25 protein-coding genes and 1 riboswitch are annotated in these 24,985 nt (G+C 52.3%); of the genes, 13 read left to right on the top strand and 12 right to left on the bottom strand.

What is annotated here, in order from left to right; all coding sequences use genetic code 11:
• Positions 1 to 35: 35 nt before the first annotated feature.
• On the bottom strand, positions 36 to 2,012 hold the full coding sequence (locus tag BSEL_RS17250) for a methyl-accepting chemotaxis protein (RefSeq protein WP_013173811.1): 1,977 nt from the start codon (positions 2,010 to 2,012) through the stop codon (positions 36 to 38).
• Positions 2,013 to 2,133: 121 nt separating this feature from the next.
• Positions 2,134 to 2,427, bottom strand: coding sequence for a hypothetical protein (locus BSEL_RS14780; RefSeq protein ID WP_013173810.1), 294 nt, complete (start codon positions 2,425 to 2,427; stop codon positions 2,134 to 2,136).
• Positions 2,428 to 2,549: 122 nt separating this feature from the next.
• On the opposite strand from BSEL_RS14780, the gene BSEL_RS14775 reads away from it, so the two are divergent.
• Entirely contained in the window at positions 2,550 to 2,981 is a 432-nt protein-coding gene (locus BSEL_RS14775; RefSeq protein ID WP_013173809.1) for a DUF6508 domain-containing protein, read from the top strand.
• Here BSEL_RS14775 and BSEL_RS17245 read toward each other — a convergent pair.
• On the bottom strand, positions 2,967 to 3,569 hold the full coding sequence (locus BSEL_RS17245; RefSeq protein WP_013173808.1) for a histidine phosphatase family protein: 603 nt from the start codon (positions 3,567 to 3,569) through the stop codon (positions 2,967 to 2,969). The two genes, BSEL_RS14775 and BSEL_RS17245, sit on opposite strands and share 15 nt — an antisense overlap.
• 163 nt (positions 3,570 to 3,732) lie before the next feature.
• Between BSEL_RS17245 and hpt the strand changes: the two genes are divergently transcribed.
• A complete protein-coding gene (gene hpt, locus BSEL_RS14765; RefSeq protein ID WP_041582540.1) occupies positions 3,733 to 4,275 on the top strand; it encodes a hypoxanthine phosphoribosyltransferase in 543 nt (180 codons plus the stop codon).
• Between the two features lie 96 nt (positions 4,276 to 4,371).
• Here hpt and BSEL_RS14760 read toward each other — a convergent pair whose 3' ends face one another.
• Positions 4,372 to 5,007: an FMN-dependent NADH-azoreductase gene (locus tag BSEL_RS14760; RefSeq protein WP_013173806.1), complete on the bottom strand. Its 636-nt coding sequence runs from the start codon at positions 5,005 to 5,007 to the stop codon at positions 4,372 to 4,374.
• 277 nt (positions 5,008 to 5,284) lie between these two features.
• Between BSEL_RS14760 and BSEL_RS14755 the strand changes: the two genes are divergently transcribed.
• From BSEL_RS14755 to BSEL_RS14740, 4 genes are read left to right on the top strand one after another with little or no spacing between them, the layout of a single operon-like run.
• Entirely contained in the window at positions 5,285 to 6,457 is a 1,173-nt protein-coding gene (locus tag BSEL_RS14755) for an ABC transporter ATP-binding protein (protein WP_013173805.1), read from the top strand.
• Positions 6,454 to 7,431: a carbohydrate ABC transporter permease gene (locus BSEL_RS14750; protein WP_013173804.1), complete on the top strand. Its 978-nt coding sequence runs from the start codon at positions 6,454 to 6,456 to the stop codon at positions 7,429 to 7,431. Before BSEL_RS14755 ends, BSEL_RS14750 begins: the two co-directional genes overlap by 4 nt.
• Complete coding sequence (locus BSEL_RS14745; protein WP_013173803.1) at positions 7,428 to 8,234, top strand: carbohydrate ABC transporter permease; 807 nt, start codon at positions 7,428 to 7,430, stop codon at positions 8,232 to 8,234. The genes BSEL_RS14750 and BSEL_RS14745 overlap by 4 nt, the downstream gene beginning before the upstream one ends.
• Before the next feature lie 45 nt (positions 8,235 to 8,279).
• On the top strand, positions 8,280 to 9,686 hold the full coding sequence (locus tag BSEL_RS14740; RefSeq protein ID WP_013173802.1) for an ABC transporter substrate-binding protein: 1,407 nt from the start codon (positions 8,280 to 8,282) through the stop codon (positions 9,684 to 9,686).
• A 55-nt stretch (positions 9,687 to 9,741) separates the two neighbouring features.
• On the opposite strand, the gene BSEL_RS14735 is transcribed toward BSEL_RS14740, so the two are convergent.
• From BSEL_RS14735 to BSEL_RS14720, 4 genes are all read right to left on the bottom strand, one after another.
• Positions 9,742 to 11,211: an adenosylcobinamide amidohydrolase gene (locus BSEL_RS14735; RefSeq protein WP_013173801.1), complete on the bottom strand. Its 1,470-nt coding sequence runs from the start codon at positions 11,209 to 11,211 to the stop codon at positions 9,742 to 9,744.
• A 5-nt stretch (positions 11,212 to 11,216) separates the two neighbouring features.
• A complete protein-coding gene (locus BSEL_RS14730; RefSeq protein WP_013173800.1) occupies positions 11,217 to 12,278 on the bottom strand; it encodes a FecCD family ABC transporter permease in 1,062 nt (353 codons plus the stop codon).
• Entirely contained in the window at positions 12,244 to 13,263 is a 1,020-nt protein-coding gene (locus BSEL_RS14725; protein ID WP_013173799.1) for an ABC transporter substrate-binding protein, read from the bottom strand. The genes BSEL_RS14730 and BSEL_RS14725 overlap by 35 nt, the downstream gene beginning before the upstream one ends.
• 188 nt (positions 13,264 to 13,451) lie before the next feature.
• Positions 13,452 to 13,650, bottom strand: a riboswitch (cobalamin riboswitch).
• Positions 13,651 to 13,830: 180 nt separating this feature from the next.
• Positions 13,831 to 14,415 (bottom strand): TetR/AcrR family transcriptional regulator, encoded by a 585-nt coding sequence (locus BSEL_RS14720; protein WP_013173798.1) that lies wholly within the window; start codon positions 14,413 to 14,415, stop codon positions 13,831 to 13,833.
• A 137-nt stretch (positions 14,416 to 14,552) separates the two neighbouring features.
• On the opposite strand from BSEL_RS14720, the gene BSEL_RS14715 reads away from it, so the two are divergent.
• Positions 14,553 to 15,290 carry a hypothetical protein gene (locus tag BSEL_RS14715; protein ID WP_013173797.1) on the top strand — a complete coding sequence of 246 codons (738 nt, stop codon included), beginning with the start codon at positions 14,553 to 14,555 and terminating at the stop codon, positions 15,288 to 15,290.
• A gap of 51 nt (positions 15,291 to 15,341) precedes the next feature.
• Here BSEL_RS14715 and BSEL_RS14710 read toward each other — a convergent pair whose 3' ends face one another.
• Complete coding sequence (locus tag BSEL_RS14710; protein ID WP_013173796.1) at positions 15,342 to 16,325, bottom strand: DUF4003 domain-containing protein; 984 nt, start codon at positions 16,323 to 16,325, stop codon at positions 15,342 to 15,344.
• A gap of 648 nt (positions 16,326 to 16,973) precedes the next feature.
• Here BSEL_RS14710 and BSEL_RS14700 point away from each other — a divergent pair.
• On the top strand, positions 16,974 to 17,480 hold the full coding sequence (locus tag BSEL_RS14700) for a DoxX family protein (RefSeq protein ID WP_013173374.1): 507 nt from the start codon (positions 16,974 to 16,976) through the stop codon (positions 17,478 to 17,480).
• An 86-nt stretch (positions 17,481 to 17,566) separates the two neighbouring features.
• On the opposite strand, the gene BSEL_RS14695 is transcribed toward BSEL_RS14700, so the two are convergent.
• The 3 genes from BSEL_RS14695 to BSEL_RS14685 form a co-directional block, all read right to left on the bottom strand.
• Positions 17,567 to 19,036, bottom strand: a complete 1,470-nt coding sequence (locus BSEL_RS14695; RefSeq protein ID WP_013173795.1) for a protein adenylyltransferase SelO — start codon at positions 19,034 to 19,036, stop codon at positions 17,567 to 17,569.
• A gap of 109 nt (positions 19,037 to 19,145) precedes the next feature.
• Positions 19,146 to 20,486, bottom strand: a complete 1,341-nt coding sequence (gdhA, locus tag BSEL_RS14690) for an NADP-specific glutamate dehydrogenase (RefSeq protein ID WP_013173794.1) — start codon at positions 20,484 to 20,486, stop codon at positions 19,146 to 19,148.
• A 114-nt stretch (positions 20,487 to 20,600) separates the two neighbouring features.
• On the bottom strand, positions 20,601 to 21,488 hold the full coding sequence (locus BSEL_RS14685) for an NAD-dependent epimerase/dehydratase family protein (protein WP_013173793.1): 888 nt from the start codon (positions 21,486 to 21,488) through the stop codon (positions 20,601 to 20,603).
• Positions 21,489 to 21,903: 415 nt separating this feature from the next.
• Here BSEL_RS14685 and BSEL_RS14680 point away from each other — a divergent pair, with 415 nt between their 5' ends.
• From BSEL_RS14680 to BSEL_RS14660, 5 genes are all read left to right on the top strand, one after another.
• Entirely contained in the window at positions 21,904 to 22,431 is a 528-nt protein-coding gene (locus tag BSEL_RS14680; protein ID WP_013173791.1) for a deoxycytidylate deaminase, read from the top strand.
• A 69-nt stretch (positions 22,432 to 22,500) separates the two neighbouring features.
• Entirely contained in the window at positions 22,501 to 23,304 is an 804-nt protein-coding gene (locus BSEL_RS14675; RefSeq protein WP_013173790.1) for an ion transporter, read from the top strand.
• 88 nt (positions 23,305 to 23,392) lie between these two features.
• On the top strand, positions 23,393 to 23,782 hold the full coding sequence (locus BSEL_RS14670) for a hypothetical protein (RefSeq protein WP_013173789.1): 390 nt from the start codon (positions 23,393 to 23,395) through the stop codon (positions 23,780 to 23,782).
• A 16-nt stretch (positions 23,783 to 23,798) separates the two neighbouring features.
• Positions 23,799 to 24,338, top strand: coding sequence for an LOG family protein (locus BSEL_RS14665; RefSeq protein WP_013173788.1), 540 nt, complete (start codon positions 23,799 to 23,801; stop codon positions 24,336 to 24,338).
• A gap of 86 nt (positions 24,339 to 24,424) precedes the next feature.
• Entirely contained in the window at positions 24,425 to 24,970 is a 546-nt protein-coding gene (locus BSEL_RS14660) for a TetR family transcriptional regulator (protein ID WP_013173787.1), read from the top strand.
• The last annotated feature ends 15 nt before the right edge of the window (positions 24,971 to 24,985 follow it).

The raw sequence follows: 24,985 nt of genomic DNA, 5'->3' as shown, positions 1-24,985 counted from the left end.
AGCACCTGCAGAATTTGCAGGTGCCTGGTTGACGGTTACAGTTTAAAGCGGGAGACCTGATCCTGAAGCTCTTCTGCCATCTTGGCTAGGGTGTCCGCAGCGGCGGATACCTCTTCAACGGATGCGTGCTGTTCTTCAGCCGCAGCGGCGACGTTCTGGGTGTTGTCACTCATCGAACGGGTCATCTCTTCGGTTTCGTCAGTGAAGCTGTTCAGTTCATGAATCTGTTCGGTAACGTCCCTGACAGACTGCTGGACCGATTGGATTTGAGAGGCCATCGAGGAAATATGTGCCGTAATGACAGTGAAAGACGAGCCTGCTTCTTCAACGGACTGAATCCCGGCCTGAATTTCGCCATTATTCTCATTCGTTTTGCGAATCGCTTCATCAATGCGTTCCTGAATTGTCGAGATGAGGCGGTGAATGTTTTTCCCTGCTTCGCCGGACTGTTCAGCGAGCTTACGCACTTCATCGGCGACAACTGCAAATCCTCGTCCGCTTTCACCTGCGCGGGAGGCTTCGATGGCCGCATTCAGTGCAAGGAGATTCGTCTGTTCGGCAATGTCGGTAATGAGCTGCGTGACGTGGCCGATTTCCCTGGATGTGTTGCCAAGGTCCGTGATCGTTCCGCTCATGGATTCATTGGACGACTGGATATCGGTCATCTGCTTGAGAGAGCGGTTCACAACGTTCTCACCGGTTACTGCGGCATCTTCGGTCTGGCGGCTTGCTTCTGTGGCTTCATTCATCTCGGTCGTGATGCCGCTCATTTTCTCATTGACGGAAGAGACAACGTTCCGGACGGACGCGACGCTTTTGGACTGCTCGTCTGAGGCATTCGAGATATCCTGAATGGCCTGTGAAATATCTTCAGTTGCCCTGCTCGTCTCCTCGCTGCTTGCGGACAGTTCTTCCGCGGTGGAGGCAACCTGTTGGGAGCTGTCGGTGACGTTCCCGAGAACGCCCCGCCATGCTTTGACCATGGCCGTAAAGGCACTGGCGAGTTTGCCGATTTCGTCATCGTTGCGGTACGAGACGGGATCCGACGTGAAGTCGCCGGCCGCAATCCGGTCTGCGTAAGCGCTCATTGCCTGCAGAGGCTTCAGTGAGCGTCTCGTAAACCAGGTGATGACGAGGATGGCAAAGAGCGTGAAGCCCGCACTGAACAGGGTGGACTGAATGGTTTCGGCCCGCTGCTCGGCAATCAGTGCACTCTGATCATCGGTCCGTTGCAAATACCACTGATAATCCCCGGAATAATCAGCAAGCGGGATCAGGTGAGAGCGGTAGTTGCCTTGTTCAATGGTCAGGGCTTCACCGGATCCGAGAGTGTTGACATGTTCCGTATTCGGGGGAGGGTGAATGCTGTCGTCTCCGGTTGCAACGAGCGTTTCGCCGTCTTCAAGGTCGACAAAAATCCATTCACCGCCAAAGTTGGACTGAAACGATGTCAAAAGCACCTCGTTCAGACCGAGACCGAGCTCCATTGTGCCAATGTGTGTGCCATTGGCAGATACAGGCACGACATAGCGGAAGCCCGCTCCGGCCACACCCCGTTCAAGACCGGATACGACCCTTTCTTCGCTGTTTGCCTCCGTTACGGTATGTCGAAATGAACTCAGGTCGTCTCCGAAGGTTTCCGGATCGTGAGCGCGAAAGAATGAGGTGGCATCCGGAAGATGAAACTGAAACTGAGCAATGCCAATCTCCCGCAGGTCCTCCATAATCGGAAGGGTCCTTGTACTGAGCTCATCCCGGTCGCGCTCGTCAAAAGCGTCGACGATTTCCGGGGAATGGCGGACGATATCCATCCCGATTCTCAGTTGTTGAAAGACGCTGTCAAGTTCCTGATTGATACTGGCTTCGATCTGTTTATCGTTTTCCTCCAGGTATGTTTCATTCAGTGAAGCGGTGGACTGCAGGTTGTACGTCTGAAGACCGGTTGTCAAAAGCAACATCAAAACGACGACGATGACGATCATCTTGAGTGAAATGCTCATCTTGCGCCACATAAAAATCCCTCCCAAAGTCATGGTACATTGTCTGAATCCAATGTACCATGACTCGGGGAGGGAGATGGTTGATCCGATAAAAATCCTCTAAATTGTCAATAACTTTGAACTTTTTTTTGATTTACTGTGAACCGGGACTCTTGTCCGATGTGAGGATCCCTTTCACCAGGATGATCATTCCGTTCAACACGAGTGAGGTCGTCATAATGAGCGTTGTCAGTTCAGCGCTTCCTTCTGCGGAGAACATTTCAAGATTCGGCAAAATTCCGAGTGAAGCAAGAAATACAACAGGGGCGATGACGAGAAAGACCGCACCTGAAAGAATCTGTTTCCAGCGGTCGCCCCTGGTCAGGCTCAGAATCAGTGCGTCTGTGGCAAACAGGATCAGAAAAAATGTCAATATCACAATCAGCATATACATACCTCCATAAAGCGAAACTAATCATAAAAACAGCGTCGAACTGCCGTTCCGTGACAGTCCCTGTCACCGGTTCGGGTACCATCAGAAGTAACGATGGAAAAAGGGGTGTGATGGCGATGGGTGAGGAGTTCACCACAGAACGGATCGATGCGTATATTGCCTATTTTGAAAAAGGGGAAGCCCTTTATTACCGGTGGCCTGACAGTGGGATCGTGAAGACCGGGGGCATTCTCGAAGTCACGGAACCGGATTATGAAGAAGGCGTACTCACATTTGTGGAGGACGTACTTGCTTCGTCCTGGTACGATCCCGGTTATCTTGCCGTTATGCAGGACATCGATCCGGGGGCTCCGGTAACGTCAGAGGAGATCCGCCGGCTCACCCGTAAGGAGACAGCGGCACTGCTTACCTTCTACATCCGTGGTGAAAAATTCGCACCCGGCACATGGGTGTCGGCCATTCAAAACGGGCTTTTTACAGCGCTGTTGTATCAGATGAAACGACTGATACGCCTCGAGAAAGGAACCTCTTCATCAGGGGAGCCGTGACCAGCCCTGGGCTTGCCAACCTGAAGGGGTTTGTTCGAGATCAAGCTGAAAGGCTGTCCCATGGGGCACTTTCCAGTCCCAGAAATCGCCGAGTTTCCCTCCGGTGAGGTGAATCATCAACACCCGGATCACGCCGCCGTGAGCGACAACGATATGCGGTTCTGACTCAAAATCCGCTCTCGATGTATAATCCTTCCACCAACCGAGGACCCGGCTTGAGAAGGCTTCCGCTCCTTCCCCTTCAGGAATCAGGCTGAGATGATAGTCATTCAGCCACGTTTCAAATGCCGGATCGCCACTCAGGTCGTTTTTTGTCTTGCCTTCCCATGTGCCGAACTGCATTTCCCGCAGACGGCTGTCGAAGTGGATGTCTTCAGGACGAAAGAGGCGTTCCGCGGTCTGCCGGCAGCGAAGCAGATCACTCGATGTAATTGAGGCATTACCGAATGCATCGACGATGGGTTGTAACTGATCGATCACAGGATAGGATTCCTCGAGGATCGGTTCATCGGTGTGGCCGAGGTATTTTCCCTCACGGTTCCAGGCGGTGACGCCGTGGCGGATTAAATAAAGTTTTACTTGTTTCAAAAGTGGTCATCCTTTCTGTACTTTGTTCAGTTGTCTACACATATCCTACCACGGATTCGCATCATGCGGGGAGTGATGATATAACTGAAACTGACAGGTGCCAACTGACGGAATCTCTGCTAGAATAAATGTGGTCAAAAAATGAGGAACGAGGGTGATGATGGTGGATTACGAAATCAAAGGGACGATGCTCAGTGAAGAGGTCATTCAGAATCGGGTAAAGGAACTGGCTTTGGAGATTGAAGAGGCGTTTCAGGGAGAGCGGATCACGCTTGTGGCGGTACTGAAAGGCTCGTTTATGTTTGCGGCGGATCTTATGCGTCACATCAGCGGCAGTGTGGAGATCGATTTTATTTCGGTGTCAAGCTACGGCAATCAGACGGAATCAACAGGGAAGGTCCGGCTGTTGAAGGATCTGGATTCCAATATTACCGGTGAGAATGTGGTCGTCGTGGAAGATATCGTGGACAGCGGCCTGACGCTGCATTTTCTGATGGATCACTTCAAGATGCACCAGCCGAAGGCGCTCAAAATCTGTGCGCTCCTGGATAAACCGGAACGCCGTGAAGTGGAAGATCTGACGCTTGACTATGTCGGCTTTCAGATACCGGATGAGTTCATTGTCGGTTACGGGATCGATTACGCCCAACAGTACCGGAACCTCCCGTATATCGCGAGTGTTGCGCCGAAAAAAGAGACGGTGTAACGCAGGAATTCTTCCTTATTATCATACAAAAGCAAAACCCGGATGCACAGCCATGGACTGGCCGTGCATCCGGGTTTTTTGTGTGGAGAATTTTGATCAGAAGCTCAGTGCAAGCTCCTTAGCTTTCTCTGTGGCAGCTTGTTTGATGGCATCCGCTTTTTCCGGTTCGGCGTTATGTCCTTCAATGGAGAGGGTCTCGTAGGAAGGAACTCCGAAGAACCCCATCATCTGACGGATATAACGGTCGCCCATTTCAAGATCCGCAGCTGGTCCTTCGGAATAAAACCCGCCGCGTGCCTGGATGTGTACGGCTTTTTTGTCCGTCAGAAGCCCGACAGGTCCTTCTTCTGTGTACTTGAATGACTTGCCTGCAACGGCTGTCGCATCGAGATAGGCTTTTACAACCGGAGGGAACCCGAGGTTCCACAGCGGAGTGACGAAGACATATTTATCTGCCTGGATAAACTGTTCATTCAGTTCAGCGAGACGACCGACCTTCTTCTGTTCGGCTTCTGTCAGGTTGTCAAAGCTTTCTCCCTGACCAAGCTTGCCCCAGCCGCTGAACACGTCGGCGTCGATATACGGGATCTCCTCTTTGAATAAATCGATATGTTCCACGGTGTCTTCCGGGTGGTGGGTCTTATATTCGTTCAGGAACGCTTCCCCCGTTGCAAGACTGAATGACTGCTCGGCAGTCAGTGGATGTGCCGTAATATACAATACGTTTGCCATGATGCATCACCTTTCCAATGTGTGTGTAGTAAAAATCGTACGAGCATTATTCTATTCGCCTCACGAAAGAAATGCAACAGGTTTGCTCACCCATTTGCATATTGATCTTGTCGGGAGATGTCTGACCTGTTGGTATGCAAATAAATATTTACATCATTAACAATGTTTACAGAACCCGAACATGTTCTTCATTCTGTCTTTACATACATCGGTTAAAGTAAACAGTGCAACGACAACATGAACTGTTGAGAACGATGCACATAAAGGGGGATACACCGTGTCACAGAATCAGGAGCAACAGGATGCTGCACAGACTGATGTGGAATTGAAGCATCTGACAAAAAGTTATGACGGTGACAGTTTCGCCGTGAAGGATGTCAACGTCACGATAAAGCAGGGTGAATTTTTCGTCCTGGTCGGTCCTTCCGGCTGCGGAAAATCAACGATGCTGAGGATGATTGCGGGTCTTGAAGAGATTACAGCAGGTGAGATGCATATCGGCGGTGATCTTGCGAACGATATGGCCCCGAGTGAACGGAAGCTGTCCATGGTTTTTCAAAACTATGCCCTCTATCCGCATTTGAGCGTGGAAGAGAATATTATTTTTGGGCTGAAAGTACGAAAGATGACAAAGGAGGAACGGACGAAGCGCTGCATGGACGCCGCAGAGATGCTCGGTTTGACCGATTACCTGAAACGAAAACCGAGGGAGCTCTCTGGCGGACAGCGGCAGCGGGTTGCACTTGCCCGTGCCGTCGTGAGCCAGATGCCGATTTGCCTGATGGATGAACCGCTCTCAAACCTGGATGCCAAACTGCGTGCGCAAATGCGCGCGGAGATCCGGGAACTGCAGCAGCGCTTAGGGATCACGATGATCTATGTTACGCACGATCAGGTGGAGGCTATGACGATGGGGGACCGGATGATGGTTCTCAATCACGGGGAAGTCCAGCAGATCGGCACCCCCCTTGAACTTTACAACAATCCTGCCAATGATTTCGTCGCAACCTTCATCGGTGCACCGCCGATGAACCTGGCAGAAGTAAGCCGGGGGGATACGAGACACTCCTTTCAGATTGACGGTTTTGTTTCCTTTTATACCGAAAATCAGGAAAAGCGCTACAAGGTTGGCGTTCGCGCAGAGAAACTGCTCCTGAATCTCCCTTCTGAAGAAGAGGAGGGTGAGTATTTAACGGTGAATACGACTGTCCGTCATGTGGAGATTCTCGGGAATGAGACGATTGTGCAGTTTCCCATTGCCGGGCAGGATTGGCGGGCCAAATTACCGGGTCAGATCCATTTGAAGCGGGATGAAGCCCTTCGTTTCTATGTCCATTGGGAAGACATTCATCTCTTTGACAGCCAGTCCGGCAAAGCGGTCTGGATTGAATCAGATCTCAATCCCTTTCAATCCGTTCCGGAAGCATCAGGGCAGGTGAAGTCATCATGAGAGCGGCGGATGTCACCCATTTGCAGGACAAAGAAAAACAGCGGTTAAGCGTCGGTGACATGACGGAACGGTATCGGATCAAGAGCCGGTCTTCCTGGTGGAAGAAGTCGGCAAACTACCGGATCGCAGCGCTGTATTTACTGCCGTCGGTTATCCTGTTTTCTGTTTTTCTGTTCTATCCGATGTTTTATTCGCTGTTTCTCAGTTTTTTCTTTACGAATGCCCAGGGAGAACCGTCCCTGTTTGTCGGGATGGAGAACTACCAATTTCTCATGCAGTCAGCCTCCTTTCGCAACAGCGTCGTGACGACCTTCGCCTTTGTGATTCTGACGGTTCCGACGAGTGTGGCGCTTTCACTTTTTCTTGCGCTCCTCGCCAATGAAAAGCTGAAAGGGATCGGGTTTTTCCGGACGATTTTTGCGTCGACGCTCGGCATGAGTGTCGCCGCATCAGCGGTGATCTGGCTGTTTATCTTTCATCCGACTGCAGGTTCCCTGAACGCGTTCATCAATCTCCTCGGCTTCTCGAACGTTGCCTGGCTGCAGGATTCCACGATGGCGCTGATCTCCGTTGCGATTACGACGGTATGGATGAATACGGGTTTCTCGTTTCTGATTATTCTCGGTGGTCTGCAAAACATCGATCAGGATCTCTATGAGAGTTCACGCATTGACGGGGCCAAGTATCTGTATCAGTTGAGACGGATTACGATACCGATGCTCTCCCCGACGCTTTTCTTTATCATTACGATCACGTTCATCAACTCCTTTCAGTCCTTTGGACAGGTGGATATCCTGACAGGAGGCGGGCCGGCAGAGGCGACGAATCTGATCATCTATGCGATTTACCGTGAAGCGTTTATTTATTACCAGTTCGGTCCGGCGAGCGCCATGGCGATGATTCTCTTCGCTGTCGTCCTCGGGATTACGCTATTGCAGTTTAAGTTCGGAGAGAAGAAGGTGCACTATCAATGATGAGAAAAATCGTGTTCTATACGCTTCTTGTGATCTCAGCCGTGGTGATGTTTTTCCCGATTCTCTATGCCGTGTCGATCAGTTTCATGCCTCCAAATGAGGTGATGAACAGACAGATGCTGCCGGGGAACCCGACGCTTGACAACTATCGGGATGTGCTGGCTTCGGTGCCGATTTTTCATTACCTCAGAAACAGTGTCATCGTCGCATCCACGGTAACGATCGGGATGCTCACCGTCAGCGCACTGGCTGCCTTTATTTTCGCATTCGTCCCGTTTCGGGGGAGGCAGGTTGTGTTCCTGATCTTTATCTCGACGCTCTTGATTCCCTGGGAAGCGACGATGATCCCGAACTTCCTGACGATCCTGAATCTCGGCTGGATGAACTCCTATCTGGCACTGACCATACCGTTTTTCGCGCTGGCGTTCGGGACGTTCCTTCTTAGGCAGCACTTTAAGACGATTCCTTTGGAGCTTTATGAAGCCGCTCAGGTCGAGGGGCTCTCCAAATTTCAGTTTTTCTACAAAGTCGTGATTCCCTATGCCAAAACAAGCTTTGTCACGCTCGGAATTTACGGATTCCTGACGACCTGGAACATGTACCTGTGGCCGCTTCTTGTTACGACGAACGATACGGTGCGTACCGTTCAGATCGGACTCCGCCGCCTGCAGGCCGACGAAGTGGCAACCAACTGGGGTATGGTCATGGCGGGCGTTGTGATCGTGATTATTCCAACTCTGCTTCTTTTGATGATCGGCCAGAAACAGCTGCAAAAAGGCCTCTCAAAAGGCGCATTAAAATAACAGAAATGCATGACTAACGGACAAACAAACTGGAGGAATGAAGAGATGAAAAAAGCAACATGGTTAGCGGGAAGCATGGCGGTATTGGCGTTAACGGCCTGTGCGGATCAAAATACGGAATCAGAAACAAATACGGGTGCTGCGGCTTCCGACGGTAACGTCAATCAGGCTGATGAAGAAAACAGCGAAGCCAATAATGAAGCAGGGGAAGAAGAAACCGTATCGGAGGATGCGTTGGAGATCGAATTCTGGCACGCCATGGGCGGCGGGCTTGGTGATACACTTGAAGAACTCGTTGCCGATTACAACGCGTCTCAGGATCAGTATGTGATTACGCCTGAATATCAGGGCTCATACGAAGAACTTCTGACGCAATACCGTACTGTGGGCGGCACAGAAACGGCCCCGGGTCTCGTGCAGATGTTTGAAGTCGGCACCAAGTACATGATCGACAGCGGCTACATCACACCGGTGCAGGAATGGATTGACAGAGAGAATTATGACATCAGTCAGCTTGAAGAAAACATCCTGACTTATTACATGGTTGACGACGAGCTGTATTCCATGCCGTTCAACTCGTCAACGCCGGTTCTGATGTACAACAAAGACATGTTCGAAGCAGCGGGTCTCGATCCGGACAATCCGCCGGAAACGTTCAGTGAAATCGCAGAAGCGGCACGTGCCCTTACGAATGAGGACACGTACGGGTTCTCCATGCTCGGTCATGGCTGGTTCTTTGAACAGATGATCTCGACGCAGGGCGTTGACTTTGTCAATAATGACAACGGGCGCTCAGATCTTGCCACAGAGGCGACGTTCGGGGGAGAAGAGGGTCTCAGGGTATTCGAATGGCTTTCTGACATGACGGAAGAAGGCACGATGAATTACTATGGCCGCGACTGGGATGATATCCGTGCGGCGTTCCAAAATGAAGATGTGGCGATGTACATGGACTCAAGTGCAGGAATCACCGGAGCCATTGACAATGCTCCGTTTGAAATTGGGGCATCCTTCGTTCCCCATGCCGATGAGATTGAACGAAACGGCGTGATTATCGGAGGCGCTTCCGTTTGGATGAGTGATGGCATCAGTGAGGAGGAACAGGCTGCCGCCTTTGATTTCATGAGATGGTTCAACGAAGCGGAAACGCAGGCAGACTGGCATATGAACACGGGTTACTTCGCGACCAATCCGGCTGCGTATGAACTTGACCGTGTCGTTGAAGCTCATGAAGATGTGCCACAGCTGACTGTACCGATCACACAGCTGCAGGAAACGATCCCTTCATCAGCTACGCAGGGTGCTTTGATCAGCGTCTTCCCTGAATCAAGAGAACAGGTCGTCACGGCCCTTGAAGCTCTCTATCAGGGGACAAGTCCTGAAGATGCGCTGAATCAGGCTGTGGAAGGAACGAACAGAGCTATCGAAGTCTCGAACCGCGCAGCCGAATAACACACCAAAACAGGCCGCCTTCCATCCGGAGGGCGGCCTGTTTGTGTTTCTTCGGTTATTGCTGTTTTCGGTTCAGGTAATGGCCGATTGCTTCAGTGAGGGCGTCGTAGACAACGCTGCCGATGGCTTTCCCGGCGGGCGTGCCGGATCCGGCGAAGGGGGTGAGCTCTCCGTGCTGCGTCGTGCCGATGGCGAGGCTGTCCGTCGGTGTACCCGTGGCAATGGTGTCGGTATAGCGGTCACGAATGCCGAGATCACTGAGGGCTTTCGTCTTTGCCTCTGTGGCGGACATCATGGCATTAACCAGGGCACCATCGGTGAAATGGGCATCGAGGAAGACCATGACATTCAGGGTACCGATTTGGCTCAGCCCGTCACGCTGATCGGCAAGGGTGATGTCCACGGCATTGCCGACACCGGCCGTGGCAATCACCATAATGTCCACATCATCAACGGTCCGTCTGATGGTTGCGGCATCGGCGAGATGGACGGCGGTCATCATCCCTACGGTACTCTCGACCGGGAGTTCGCGGTGATCGAGCCAGCGGGTCATATCGGTCACCGGTGCCACACCGTCATAATGCGGGTCGACATGGAAGTTGCAGAAGTGACGGATCCAGCGGATCCCGTCGCCTGTGACCCCGCTTGAAATCGTCCGCAGCGGCTCATCAAAAGCGAGATGAATCACGTCGTCGGAGCGGTCGATGGTGACGTCCTTCCCGAACTGAAACGAGCCTTTATGAACCGCATGTCCCGGTGTCATGAGGATTTGCGGCCTCGGGAGCACCGGATGCGATTGGGCATTGACCTTGACGTGATAAATGTCAGACAGCCGGTCCTCTTCCCGAAGGAGGTCCGGACTGCCGGTCGTCATAAGGGAGCCTTTTTGAATCAGACCGACCCTGTCTGCATACAGTGAAGCGACATTCAGGTCATGGAGGATCGCAAACACCGTCAGATCATGGCGCTTTTGCCAGTCTTTTAACAGGTCGAGAAGGGAAAAGGCGTGCCGGATATCAAGGTGGTTCGTCGGCTCATCGAGTAAAAGAAGCTTCGGTTCCTGTGCGAGAGCCTTTGCAAGAAGCACGCGCTGCTTTTCCCCGCCGGAGAGTGTCCGAAACGGATGATGTCGAAAGACGGCGGTGTCCGTCAGCTGCATGGCGTCATCAATGACGGATCGGTCCCTTGCGGACAGGGTTTTGAACAGGCCGCGCTGAAAGGCATAGCGTCCCAAACTGATGATTTCTTCAACGGTAAAGTCGAAAGAGACATTCGCCTCCTGGCTGAGAACGGCGATGGTCTGAGCCCGTTTCGTGTGGCTCATCGAATCGAGCGGTGTCCCGTCGATCATGATCCGACCCTCTTCAGGGGGAAGCGTGCCGCTGATGAGGCGAAAGAGGGTGCTTTTGCCACTGCCGTTCGGGCCCAGGAGAGTGAAGAACTCGCCCTTACGGATAGTGAGGTTCACGTCATGAATGATGGTTGTCTGTCCGTATCCGCCGGAGAGATGGTCAATCTTAAGCATGGGGCTCATTCCTTTCCGAAGCGTTTGCGAATCAGTAACAGGGCAAATACCGGGGCCCCGATAAGAGCTGTCAGAACGCCGATGGGCATTTCCTGAGGCGCGATGATCGTACGTGCAAGGAGGTCCGCGGAAACGAGAAAGCCGCTTCCGACCAACAGCGAAATCGGCAGGACGTGCTGATGGTTCGGCCCGGTCAAAAGGCGGACGAGATGCGGAATCACGAGCCCGACAAAGCCGATCGTCCCGGAGACGGCAACTGCAGCCCCGGTCAACAGCGAAGCGCCGAGCACAACGGTGATTTTCCCCCGCTGTACGTTGACGCCGAGATGTCCCGCAGCCTCCTCACCGAGGGCCATGGCGTTAAGCTCCCGGTAGTAGACGAGGAGAATGAGACTGCCCACTATGAGAAAAGGAGCCAAGAGCTGCACATAGCCCCAGCCTCTCAATGCGACGCTGCCATAGAGCCAGTAAAGGATCTGCGTCATGGCATCCTGATCTCCGAGGGCGATGAGAAGGGATATGATGGCGCCGATAAAGGCACTCATGATGATCCCGGCGAGAATGATTGTCTCCACGGCAAGACTCCGGCTTGTCAGTCGGACGAGGCCAAAGACGATCATCAGCGTGATGAATCCGAAGAGAATCGCCATGAAGGGAAGCGTATAGCCTCCGATCAACGGCAGCTGAATCCCGAAGAAGATGACAATCACGGCCCCGAGAGAGGCCCCGGAAGAGACCCCGATCGTATACGGATCGGCCAGGGGATTTCGCAACAGTCCCTGGAATGCGGCGCCGGCCAGGGCCAGTGCGGCACCGACGCCTGCGCCTAGGAGGATCCTCGGCAGGCGGATGTTCCAGATGATGCGCCGTTCCCCGTCGCTGACCGCAGGATGCGCCTCCAAGCCGAGCATGTTCTCGCCGATGATGATGGCGATATGCGACAGGGGCACATGAACGGAACTTACAGACAAGGAGAGGAGGATGGCACCAAAGACAAAGGCTGCGGCACCGATATAGATTGCTGTGATTCGTTTATTCAAAGACGTCCGGATAAATGAGTCTTGCAAGTGTCTCCACTCCCTCGACGAGTCGCGGTCCCGGTCGTGACAGGGTATCGTTATCCACATCGTGGATCTCGCCGTTTTCTACGGCAGGGACTCCCTGCCAGCCGTCGCGCTCTGCGACTTCTTCATACGCGTTCTCTACATAGTATCCGTAAGTGGTAATGATGACGTCCGGATTGAGGCTGATCATCTCTTCTTCGTTCAGCTGAACCCAGCCGTTATGATCACCTGCGGCATTGTCAGCGTTGATGGTGCTGAGCATCTCATCGAAAAAAGTGCCGGCACCGGCTGTGAAAATATCCGGAGACGGGGAAACTTCTGTCCAAACGAGCTTTCGGTCTTCTTCTGAGATGGCTTCAGCCTGTTCAGCGATGTGTCCGATATCCGCTTCCATTTGACTGACGAGGGAGTCGGCTGCTTCACGGGTGCCTGTGGCGTCTCCGATCAGTTCGATGGCTTCGTACGTGGCCTGGAAGGATTCGGCGCCCTCGATCACAAGATAGTCAATCCCGGCGTCCGAGAACTCGTCAAGGATCTCACTGTAATTGGCCAGGTGCGATTCCTGGACGAACAACAGTTCAGGTTCGAGGGAAAGAATCTGTTCGGCATCGATCTCCATTGCGCCGATCACGGCGATGTCTTCCACATCTTCAGGCGGGAAGTTACAAAACTCCGAACGTCCGATCAGACGGTCTCCGGCGTCGAGGGCAAACAGGATTTCCGTGCTGCTTGGAAGCAGGGAAGCGAGTGTTTCGGGCTCTTCTTCAATCGTCACGTCCCGGCCTGCGTCATCGGTGATGGTGACAGGGAAGGTATCTTCTGTTTCGGCTTCTTCGGTGTCTTCTTCTTCATTGTTCTCAGCCAGATTGTCCCCGGCGTTCCCGTTGTCAGGGATGTTCTCGTTCAGATTCTCTTCCGGGGTGTTGTCATTGCCGCATGCCGTTGTGATCATGGCAAGGGCAGTCAGTGAAAGCAAGGTTTTTTTCATGGTACTTTTCCTCCAGTCAAGTGATTGATTTTCGGCATTGGGTAACAAAAAAACGCCATTCCCCATGAAGGAAAAGCGTACGTGTATGGATCACAGATCAGCCGCATGATGGATGCACCTGACGACAGAGAGCCATGCCCTCTGTGCCGAACGGCATGAGCTGTGTGAAACATCCTTTTCCTCGAAGGTGTTTGCTTGGCAGAAAGGCAGGTCTCCTGACTTGCACGTCTTGCATTCCACAGCGCCTTCCCGCTTCTCCATATGGAGAGACAGTGGCACACTGCTGTGTGACTCCGTGCTTACAGTGGCGGGACCGTGCCGGATTTACACCGGCTTCCCTTTTCACCCTGCCCGCCTGGGCAGAGAACCTGACTGCGTATGATATGAAGTTGGCGTTTTTGGATCAATGACCGATACGTTCAGTATAGTCTGATGGGGGCGACTTGTAAAACGGTATTTGAAAAAAAGGCCTAAAGAGACAGGTCTTCAGCTGATCGGAACAGGCCCTGATGTCTTGGGGAAATCAAAAAAACGCGGGGCAGCCCCCGCGTTTGACATCGAATAGAATTAAGGTTTCAGGCCTCTGACAAACAGTTTCACACTGCTCTCAATAAACTGTTCGGTCGGGAGTTGGGATACTTTCTTTCCCGATATAAACTGCGAGGAGAAATGCCCGAGGTTCATCCACATGAAATTCATGACCTGAAGCTCGAGATCAAGCTCCGTTGTGACAAGCCCCTTTTTCTGCATGTTCTGCAGGTAGTCCGTCAGGTGGGCTTTCATCAGTTTCGGATTGGCGGTGAGTCCCTCTGATACTTCGTTATGCACGCCTGCTTCCTTGTAAGCGAGCAAAACGATGGCTTTGTTTTCCTCCATGAAATTCTGATACGTCTGACTCAATGTGCACAGGTCCGTTTCAAGGTCGTACGTCCACTCTTCTGCGAATACCTTTGCATTCGAGAACGCCTTCGTATAGCGCTTGGTAATGCCCTCGAGAAGAGCCTGTTTGTTTTTGAACTTCCGGAACAGCGTCATTTCCGCCACATCCGCCTTCGCGGCAATTTCCCTGACGGAGGTGGAAGAGAACCCTTTATTGCTCATGAGTGCGATGGCTGCGTCGAGAATCCGTTCTTTTGTTTCATCGACGGTCATGGTCTCATCTCCTTTCTTCGTGTGATCACGTAATCACATTCTAACGTGAATCGCTGAATAAATGCGGTTATGATTGAATCTTTCACAAAACTTTCGTATAGTGTGAACAGATACCAATGGAAAGTGTGGGGAATGGCATGGCTGAAGTCCGGAATATAAAAGCACTCAGGCCCAAACGGAAGATCCTTGAAGATGCGAAAAACACGCTGAATCTGACGATTTCGGATGAAGGACTCGTCGAAGAAATTCAGATGACCGTTGAGACCGGTGAAAAAACGGAAATCGAAGAAGGGTTCCGTTTTCACGGGCATATTCTTGATGTGATCCTCGATCCTGACTTGCGGCTCGTTCTCGATATCCGCCAACCGAGTGCCCCGATTGATATGGAGCAGCTCATTGCTGATGACGGCAATGGCCAGATCATTAAATTAAACGAGGCCTTTCCGGATCAGTTTATGTACGCAGAAGGGGAACCGGACCTCCCGGATATGCCGGTGGAAGCACTGGATTATGAGGAGCGGTTCCGTGCGATGCATAGCCAGGTCAGACAGATCGATCAGTGGCGCCGGCAGCTGTCTGAGACTGAGAGCCGTATGGATAAAGAAGTGAGCCGGTATTATCATGAAATTGAGCAGGAGCATTTTAATGCGGCACGGGGCTATAAGCTTGCCAAAGAGCTGCAGAAAACACTCCGCATGCGCCGGGTGATCAAAGTGCAGCGAACGGAGCTCGAAAGCATTTCCGACGATCTCACGTCGGTTTTGTCCGGACTTGAGCGGATCGACAGACGCCTGCAGAAATCGAATGCATTCGGTAAGGAAATGGTGGACGAGTGGAAAAAGCTTCTGAACGAAAACCACCAGGAAGATGACTGAAAAACCGGAAAGCTGGCCTGTACGGCCGCCTTCCGGTTTTTCGTGTTCGTGTCAATTGTTCGAGGACGTCGCGGCGACGGCCCCGGCCGATGCGGCGGCGACCATGGCGGCATTTTGGGCTTCAAGGATGGTGTTGAGGCTCGTATACATACTGACCGTCAGGGATTCATCGGGGTCGAGGGTCGTTTTCATCGTGAAATTCGCCGCAACCAGGCTGTTCCAGTCTTTTTCCCAGCGGAACGATTTTCGCCTGTTCAGATCTGCGGCTGTCTCAGCGATGATCTCAAAAAGCAGGCTGTCCCCGCCGGCAAGGGCGAGCAGCCCGGTGATCGGATAGTGAACCCCTTTATGTTTCATGCCGTTCTTTTTCCATTCATCTTTTGCGGCAGCCGTGCGCCGGACGAGTTCGGCAGGTTCATGATCGGTGTCGAGGCTCAGAATATGGCTCAGAAACTGCAGGTCATTGCCTTTTCTGAAGCCTGCTTTTGACAGACGGTGATAGATTTCCTCAATTCTTGTCATCAGGACAGCCGGATCGTCCACCTGATCCGCAAGAAGAGAAGCAAGTGGATAGTCGTGCTCGGACGTGATGAAGGGGTGCTCTTTTTTCATCCCTTTATGAATCGCCATCGTCCGGTCGACGTGCTGATCGAGAGAAATACTCCGGCTTGCGGCAGAGAGGATAACGAGGGCGGTCGAATACGAGGCTGAGCCCCGTTTGAATTTCTTCTGTATCAGAAGATCATAAATTTTCTTCATGTACTGATAATGCCGAAAGGGATCCTCATACTTTGATTCAAGTACGGCGGCCACCGTGACACGTTTGTCCTGTTTCAGGGGTGAGAAGAAGGAAGCATCTTTGGCGATCCGATCCGCCAGGTCTTTGAATCTCGGGGCATCGAAAGGGATGTTGTCGCCGGCAAAGGTCATGGCGGCGTGCATGAGAACTTTCTTATCCACAAAGGACCACTTGAACGATTGTTTCATTTCATCATAAATGTGCTGGTAACGCTCTGTCATATCGGTTACGGCCAAAATAATCCCTCCTGCATCGTACGAATTCTGTTCATATTGTACAAAATTACCACAAATTTGTCTACGGTATAAGAGGGAAAAGGTTCCACTATGCGGGAAAAAGTAAACGTTCTCACGTACTTGCATGAAAGGTGGAGGTGAATGGTTCGTTGACGAAGGCGTCATGTTCGCAGTATTTTCTGCAAGGCAAGGGGAAGACTCTGGATCCGTGAATGGAAGGTGTATCTGAGTGATCAGCTTCAGCCGGTATTTAGCATGCAACCGTCGGGCTGGACACTTGATGAGAACCGGATCATTCTGAAAAAGATGGAAAACGTAAACCGACGATTCGCAAATCCGGTGTGTCGAACAGGCAAGAGATTTCCCCTTAAAGAGGCCGATCAGGTAAAACAGCCTCTTTAAGGGGCTTATTTGCGTTTCAAATGAAAGGGAAGTGTGAACTCCTCATCCTTTTGTCACAAATCAGACACCGTTTTGCTACGAAATGGACACAGTTGTCACGTCTGCTGCAGTGTTTACCGTTGTATACTTAGGTCAAGCAAACAGAGAGTGAGTGATCACACACAACTAGCCATCATTTTTCTTTATCTATCCGGCTGTGGTTGATCAGGCTCACCAAATACAACTTTTCCTGAGGAGGAATGCAACATGTTTATGGACTTTTTGAGAAACAACAAAATCGCAGCGGGAATTCTGACTTTTTTACGGGTATACATCGGCTGGCAGTGGTTAACAGCTGGGTGGGGCAAGATCACAGGTGAGCCGTTTGATGCATCGGGCTATCTGAACGGCGTTGTCGCGAATGAATCCGTACAGGCCACTTATCCGACCTACCACGCCTTTATCGAGAATTTCGCTCTTCCGAATGCCGGAATCTTCAGCTTTATGGTCGCGTGGGGAGAGTTCCTTGTCGGACTCGGTCTTATCCTTGGAATCCTGACAACAGCAGCCGCATTCTTCGGCATCATGATGAACTTCGCGTTCATGTTCGCCGGCACGATTTCAAGTAACCCATGGCTCGTTCTTCTCACTGTCTTCATCCTTGCAGCAGGCCACAATGCCGGTAAATTCGGCGGCGACTACTACGTCGTGCCTTACATCCGCAGCAAGTTCTTCAAGAACAAAGACGTGTCAAAGGCTTCACAGGCCGCCTAAGAGACAAACACACACAAATGCCCTGACTGAGGATGATTCCTCACCAGGGCATTTTTTTGTTCATTTGTTAAAAACAGATACGTCCGTCACGTTCCGCAAAACGTCTGATAGCCGTCTGTGAACCGTTTTGAAGGCGGTTCGGTGAAGCGCGGAGGGATCCCGGTGCCCTCATAAGGCTGTCTCACGGCTGCCAACAGCTCGTGAAAGAGCGTCAGATCATCCTTTTGCACGGCTTGATCGAGGGCTTCTTCCACAAGGTGATTTCTCGGGATCACCGCCGGATTGACGGTGCGCATCATCGTTTGGGCTTCTACAACGGAGCGCCCTTCCGACTTGATTCGTTCCTGCCAGCGTGTGATCCAGTCATTGAGCCGGCCATCGGCCTGATCCGGCACGCTGCCGTCAGAAAGGGAGCGGAACGTGTTGGTGAAGTCTGCCTTGTTCTCCTCCATCCACTGAAGAAGTTCGGTGAACAGGGTGCTGTCGCCGTCTTTGCTCTCTTTCAGGCCAAGTTTTCGGCGCATGCCGTCAAGCCAGTAAGACTGATAGAGTTCGGCGAAGGCTTTCATATCCTCCTGAAGGATCGCAATGGCCTCATCCTGATCGTCATGAATAAGCGGGATCAGGGTCTCGGCGAGCCTCGCGAGGTTCCATGATGCGATATAAGGCTGATTGCCATAGGCATAACGGCCTTCGCGGTCAATGGAGCTGAATACGGTTGCCGGGTCATAATGATCGAGAAAGGCACACGGGCCAAAATCGATGGATTCCCCGCTGATGGTCATATTGTCCGTATTCATCACACCGTGAATAAACCCGATATGAAGCCAGTCCGCCATAAGTTTCGCCTGCCGGTCCATCACGCGCTTTAAAAAGCGGTGATAGCGGTCCGGTTCTTCGGCGAGATCCGGATCGTGACGGCGAATGGCATAGTCGGCAAGCGAGCGAACATCGTCGTCAGAACCAAATTGTGCGGCGTACTGAAAGGTTCCGACACGGAGATGGCTGTCCGCAACCCTCGTCAAGACCGCACCGGGCTGAATGGTCTGCCGGTACACCGGCGACCCGGTTGTCACGATGGCAAGGGCCCGGTTTGCCGGGATTCCCAGGGCGTGGAGGGCCTCACTGATGAGGTATTCCCGCAACATCGGCCCGAGCGCCGCGCGCCCGTCCCCGCCCCGGGAGAATTCGGTGATTCCGGAGCCTTTCAATTGCAGGTCAACACGCTTGCCGGCGGGTGTGATCTGTTCGCCGATCATGACCGCCCGTCCGTCACCGAGCATTGTGAAGTTGCCAAACTGGTGGCCCGCATATGCCTGAGAGAAGGGAAGGGCCCCTTTAGGAAAGGCATTTCCTGCGAAAATGGCGGTGATGGATGCATCGAGCTGATCCGGGTCCAGCCCGATTTCTTTGGCGAGCGTATCATTAAAGAGAAGCAGCTCAGGGTTCTGAACCTGTTGTGCATCGGTAATCCTGTAGAAGAGTTCCGGCAATTCCTTTATATAGCTTTGTTCGAGATGCCAGCCGAACGCGCTGTTCCGCTCTGTAATCGTCATCTGAAAAAACCTCCAGTCAGAGTGGTTCCCATTACGGGAGCCGTTTCTTCCATGATACAATCAAAGCACCGTGACAATCAATTATCACTGTCTGTGAAGTGGAAAGTAATCAGGAGTCAGCGGAGGCTTCGAGGATGCGGAGGAAACCGGCAATATTGGCCCCCTGATCGAGGTTTTTGCCATCGCCATATGTGTTTGCGGCATCCTGGCAGCGGCGGTAAATCTCTGTCATCTGCCGTTCAAGGTGTTCATCGGTCTTTTCGAACGTCCATGGGATCTGTTCCTTCGCCTGAGCCATTTCAAAGACCGAGGCGACAACACCCCCGGCATTGGAGGCTTTACCGGGACCGAACAGGACGTCGTTTTGCAGGAATGCCATGATGGCATCCGGGGTACACGGCATATTGGCCCCCTCTGCGACGAGAGAGATTCCGTTTGTGATGAGGGTTTTTGCATCGTCCTCTTTCAGTTCATTTTCCATGGCACAGGGGAGGGCGATATCCGCTTTGACCTGCCAGATGGCACCGGAGTCGGATTGATACGTGATGGTCTTTGTGCCGTCGGCGAGATCTTTCAGCGAGCCGCCCTTCTCCTTCGTCTTTCGGACCGCTTCGATATCGAGTCCATCGTTATTCGTGATCATGCCCGACGAATCGCTGCAGGCGACAATGATACCGCCCTTGTCCTTGGCTTTTTGCATGGCATGAAGGGAGACATTGCCTGCGCCGGAGACGGCAATCCGTTTCCCTTCAAGGCCCGTTTCCTGATGGCGAAGCATCTCCTCGACGAAATAGATCAGACCATAGCCTGTCGCTTCCTCCCGGCCCTTCAGACCGTTGCGTCCCGGCGGTTTTCCCGTGAACGTACCGGGTGACGACGTGGCATGAATGTCTTCATAGCGTCTCGCGAAATAGCTGATCTCCCGGCTTCCGACGCCGACATCGCCTGCCGGCACGTCCCGGTCTTCTCCGATGTGATGGGCGAGTTCACTGATGAAGGCTTCACTGAAGCGGCGAATCTCGTCTTCGGAGGCTTCGGACGGATCGAAATCCGCGCCGCCCTTGCCACTGCCGATGGGAAGTCCGGTGAGGGCATTTTTAAACGTCTGTTCAAAGCCGAGAAAGGAGATGACCGACGGGGTGACGGAAGGATCAAACCGGAGACCGCCTTTGTATGGGCCGAGTTCACCGTTAAACTGGATGCGGTAGCCCTGATTGATTCGTAAGGTTCCTTTGTCATCGAGCCATTTGACCTTAAAGGAAATCAGCCGTTCCGGATAGAGGAGGGCTTCTGTGAGGTTCGCATCCCGCCAGTGAGGGTGGCGGTCGAGGACCGGTGCGACGGATTCAAGAAAGGAATGGACGGCCTGAATGAACTCTTCCTGGCCGTCAAAGCGCGCATCAAAGCGTTCATAAAGGTGATTGAGATACGTTCTCGTGATTTTTTTCATCAGGGATTCCTCCAGTAGGTGGGTGATTTTGGTGATCATCGGGGTTCTTTACCTGTTTTTATGAAGATGAAAACCAAAAACCGGCCATCTGAGTCGATGACCGGCCGGGCGTATTCAGCTGATTGAATGTTTGAGGTCCCGGATCAGACCGGGGAGCCAGTTGCTCATTGGTGAAAAGGCGAATCCTGCCTCTTTTGCCCGATTCACGTCCTGGTAATAGGAGGCGGGGAAATTCATGGGTGAGGCTTCTACGGAATCGGAGGTCGGTTGAATGATGACGGATCCATCTTGCAGCTCATGTTGCATGAGCTGCATCAGTTCATGAAGGCTCACTGCATCCGGGCTGCTCGTATTGACGGGCCCTGTGAATGTTTCATGACCGGCAAAGTAAAGAAAGTCCGCGAGCTCTCCGGCATGGACGAAGGAGAGCCTGGCATCAGGCTGATCGAGCCCGATCGGTTGACGGTTTTGGATACGCTGCATGTAGTACTGAAGCCGTTTTGTATAGTCATCCGTACCGACGACGATCGGTGGTCGGACCATGGTGACAGGGAAATCGGCTTTTTGGGCGAAGACGGCTTCGGCGAGGCGCTTTCCTTCGCCGTAGCTGAAGGCTTCTTTTCGTCCTTCTTTCAGAGGATAGTGAAACGGGTCGAAATCGTCCTCTTTTTTGCAGCCCTTGTCATCAAAGTCGTAGACGCTCAACGTCGATGTGAAGACGTAGCGTCCGGTTCTGCCGCTGAAAATATCAACGGCGTCCATGGCGTCGTCCGGGGAAAAGCAGATCTGATCGTAAATCACATCCCATTCGCCGTCCTGAAAGATCTTCTCCATTGAGCCGCGGTTAAAGCGGTCAACCTTCAGGTGATGAACGGTATTGCCAAATGGGTTACCGCTTTCGCCCCGCGTGGCGAGGGTAACTTCTTTTCCTTCTTTTAACAGACGTTCCGTGAGGCGTTTCCCGAAAAAGCGGGTACCACCGAGTACGAGTACTTTTTCCATTTTACATGCCTCCAGTGAGTTGGGACGTATCCGCCAATTGAAGACGGCCGTTTTGACAGTCAATGCGCAGCCGGTGCCGGTGAGGGACAGCCTCCGGATCAAAAAGGAAGGTGAGTCTGCCGACGGTGATGCTGTGGCTCGGATCGTGATTCGGTTGAGGTGACTCGTCCAGAGTCAGCCGAAAGTCTGAGGTGCCTCAGCGCTTTCCGAAGCGGTGACCGATCCGGACATGATATTTGTGCTGCCTGTCTGCGAGCTGCGTGAGAAAGCGAAGTCCTTCATCGGTGATTTCCATGACTTTCGTCACCTCCTGCAAAGATGTTTGTGCAAGTGTAGCACAGAACCGTTGGCAGAAAAAATCATAACCCTCCGGGCAGTCAGAGTGATACAATGAGAGGCGTGAGGTGAAGCTGAATTGAGTATCCTAAAAGAAATCAAAGCCCTCGTCAGCACCATCCCCCTCGGGGAGCGAGACGACTGGGAACAGTATTTTATGTCAAAGGCGTATATTGCATCACTCAGATCCACATGCGGTTCGCGCCGGGTTGGGGCCGTGATCGTGAACAGCCTCGATAAGGACAAACGGAATATCCTTTCCACGGGCTACAACGGCTATCCATCCGGACAGCCTCACTGCGTGGACGGGGGATGCCCGAGGTTTGAAGCCAAGAAACAGGGGCTGATTCAGTCCGGTGAGTACCAGGATGAATACCCGTGCGATGCGTTTCACGCGGAGGCCAATGCGATGTTTCAGATGCAGCGAAGAGGCATCTCCACTGAGGGGTGTGTGCTTTTTTCCACGACCTTTCCGTGCCGGCAGTGTGCGGAGAAAATCAACGGAGCCGGGATCCGGAGCGTCTATTATTCGGAAGGCTACCCGGATGCGGTGTCCAAAGCGTATCTTGAACGGTACGGTATTGAGGTGATCCGGGTTGAAGACTGAGCGTCGAACCGGTAAACTGACGGTGCGGCATCTGTTGCCGCAATTTGAACAGAAGCAGGTTGATTTGCCATGACAGATAAACAGACATTTCGCGGACGGATGAAGCACATCGCTCTTCACCCGTCCTTTCAGCCCGTAATTATCGGGATCATCATTCTGAATGGCCTTGTCATCGTGGCGGAATCCTACATACAGGGGAACGACTGGCTCCTTCTGCTGGATACAATCATCGTCTGGATCTTTGTTGCCGAACTGGCCATTAAGATGATCGGGCTCGGTGTGAGGGGGTATTTCCGTGATCCGTGGAACTACTTTGACTTTACCATTGTTGTCCTGAGTCTCGCTTTTTACAATACGCCGATGGTCAGCGTCCTGCGACTGATCCGGGTGCTCCGGCTCATTCGCATGATTCCGGCGATTCCCGCGCTCAGGAAAATCATCGACTCTCTCGTCCGTTCAATTCCTGCTCTGACGGGGATCATGGGACTGACAGCACTGATTTTCTCCATCTATGCGATTATCGGGACGACCTTTTTCCGGGATGTGCTTCCGTATGAGTTCTTTGGAAGCTTCCATCATTCGCTCTTCACGCTCCTGCAGGTGGTCACGTTTGAATCCTGGGCGAGTCAGGTGGCAAGACCGGTCATCGCGGAGATTCCGTGGGCGTGGTTTTATTTTGTGACATTCATCGTCATCGGGGCCCTGGTCATCCTGAACCTCGTCGTTGCCGTCATTCTCGATTACCTCGGTCATGAGAATGAAGAGGTGCATCAGGAACAGATGGAGCGGCTGTTTCAGGAGAACAGAGAGCTGAAAGAAGATTTGAAGGAGATCAAATCCATGCTGAGAGAGAGAAACAACCCGCCATCGTAAGCGGGTTGTTTTCGTGGGGGATTTCTTTTTTCTGATGCAGCAAAATCATGTAAGATAAAAACAGCACATATTTGAAGGAGGACGTTCAATGACCACTTATGCAAAAGCACTGTTGATTACGAGCGCTGTCTTTGGCCTGATCGGGGTGATGATCGGCTCACATATGGCGGGTGCCGGCAGCTACGCCATGCGCACCTTCCATGCCCATATGCTCGTGTCCGGATTTTTGACCACGATGGGGTGGGGAATCTTTTATCAGGCGTTTAAACCGGCAACACCGATTCTGGCACGGATTCACGTCTTTTCGGCGATTATCGGATCGGTGAGTCTGAATCTCGGGATGTACCTGTATCAGGGCAACCCGTTTGGACTGCCGGAACTCGCATTACTGCTGTTTTACATCATTGGCGGCACGATTTATATGATCGCATTTATTGCGTTTTTCCTGATCGTGGTGAAGCTGAAAACAACCGATTAAAGGAGCGATGCTTACCATGAAAGCCATCACGGTGTTTTGCGGATCCCGGGAAGGATCGGATCCGGTTTATATGAGAGAAGCGTATCAGCTCGGCAAAGCCATGGCTGAGCGGGAGTTGACCCTCGTTTACGGCGGTGCAGGCATCGGCTGCATGCGCGCGATGGCGGACGGGGTTCTGGATCACGGCGGCAAGGTCATTGGGGTTATGCCGGAGAAACTTGCAAACAGGGAGCGGTCCTATCGGCGATTGACCGATCTCCGCATTGTCGCGGATATGCCCACGAGGAAGAAAGTCATGATGCAAGAGGGCGACGCCTTTATCGCGTTCCCCGGAGGTCTCGGTACCCTCGAAGAATGGTTTGAAGTATACAGTTGGGCGAAGATCGGCTATCATGACAAGCCTTGCTGTCTGCTAAACATCAATGGCTATTACGATTCTCTCCTGGCGCTTTTCGGGCATATGATCGAGGCGGATTTTGCACCTGAGGACTATCTGTCCGGGATTGTCCATGATACGGACAGTAAACGGCTCATCGACAAGATTCATCAGCGTTAATTTCGGCAAGGGGGACTTCCCCTTGCTTTTTTTATGGACATCATGTAAAATGACTGATAGTCAGTCAGTTGAAGAGAGGGGTCGCTATGGATAAAAAACAAAAGATCATTGAGGCTGCAACGGCCCTGATCAAAGAACAGGGGTATGACAAGACATCGGTCTCACAGATCGTGAAACGGGCAGGCGTCGCACAGGGCACGTATTATCTCTATTTCGGAGCCAAGAGTGATCTCGTCACAGAAATTGCCTCGTCGATTCTGCATGATCAACTGGCGCGCATTCAGAGACAGGCAGAAGGGCTGAACCTCTCAGGGACAGTCGATGTGATCATTGATGTGAGCTTTGACGTAACACGTGAGACGAGTGATCTCATTACGTTTCTTTATTCCGGCTTTGCCTTTGATGACAGCTTTGAGAAGTGGGACAGCATTTACAGACCGTATTATGAATGGTTGACGGGGCGGATCGATTCGGCAGGCCCTTATTCCGGCAAAGAAGAGCTGGCAAAGCTCATTGTCGGTGTCACGGAACACGCCGCTGAGGCCTATTACTTATCTAAGCAGCGGCAACAAGACGAAGAGACTGCAAGAAGCAACGTGAAAAAGCTTCTTCAGCGCGCAATCGGAGCTTAAAAGGAGAAATTGAAC

Source organism: [Bacillus] selenitireducens MLS10 (assembly GCF_000093085.1).
In the GTDB taxonomy this organism is placed as follows: Bacteria; Bacillota; Bacilli; order Bacillales; family Salisediminibacteriaceae; genus Salisediminibacterium; species Salisediminibacterium selenitireducens.
This window is presented reverse-complemented; position numbering and strand designations above follow the sequence as displayed.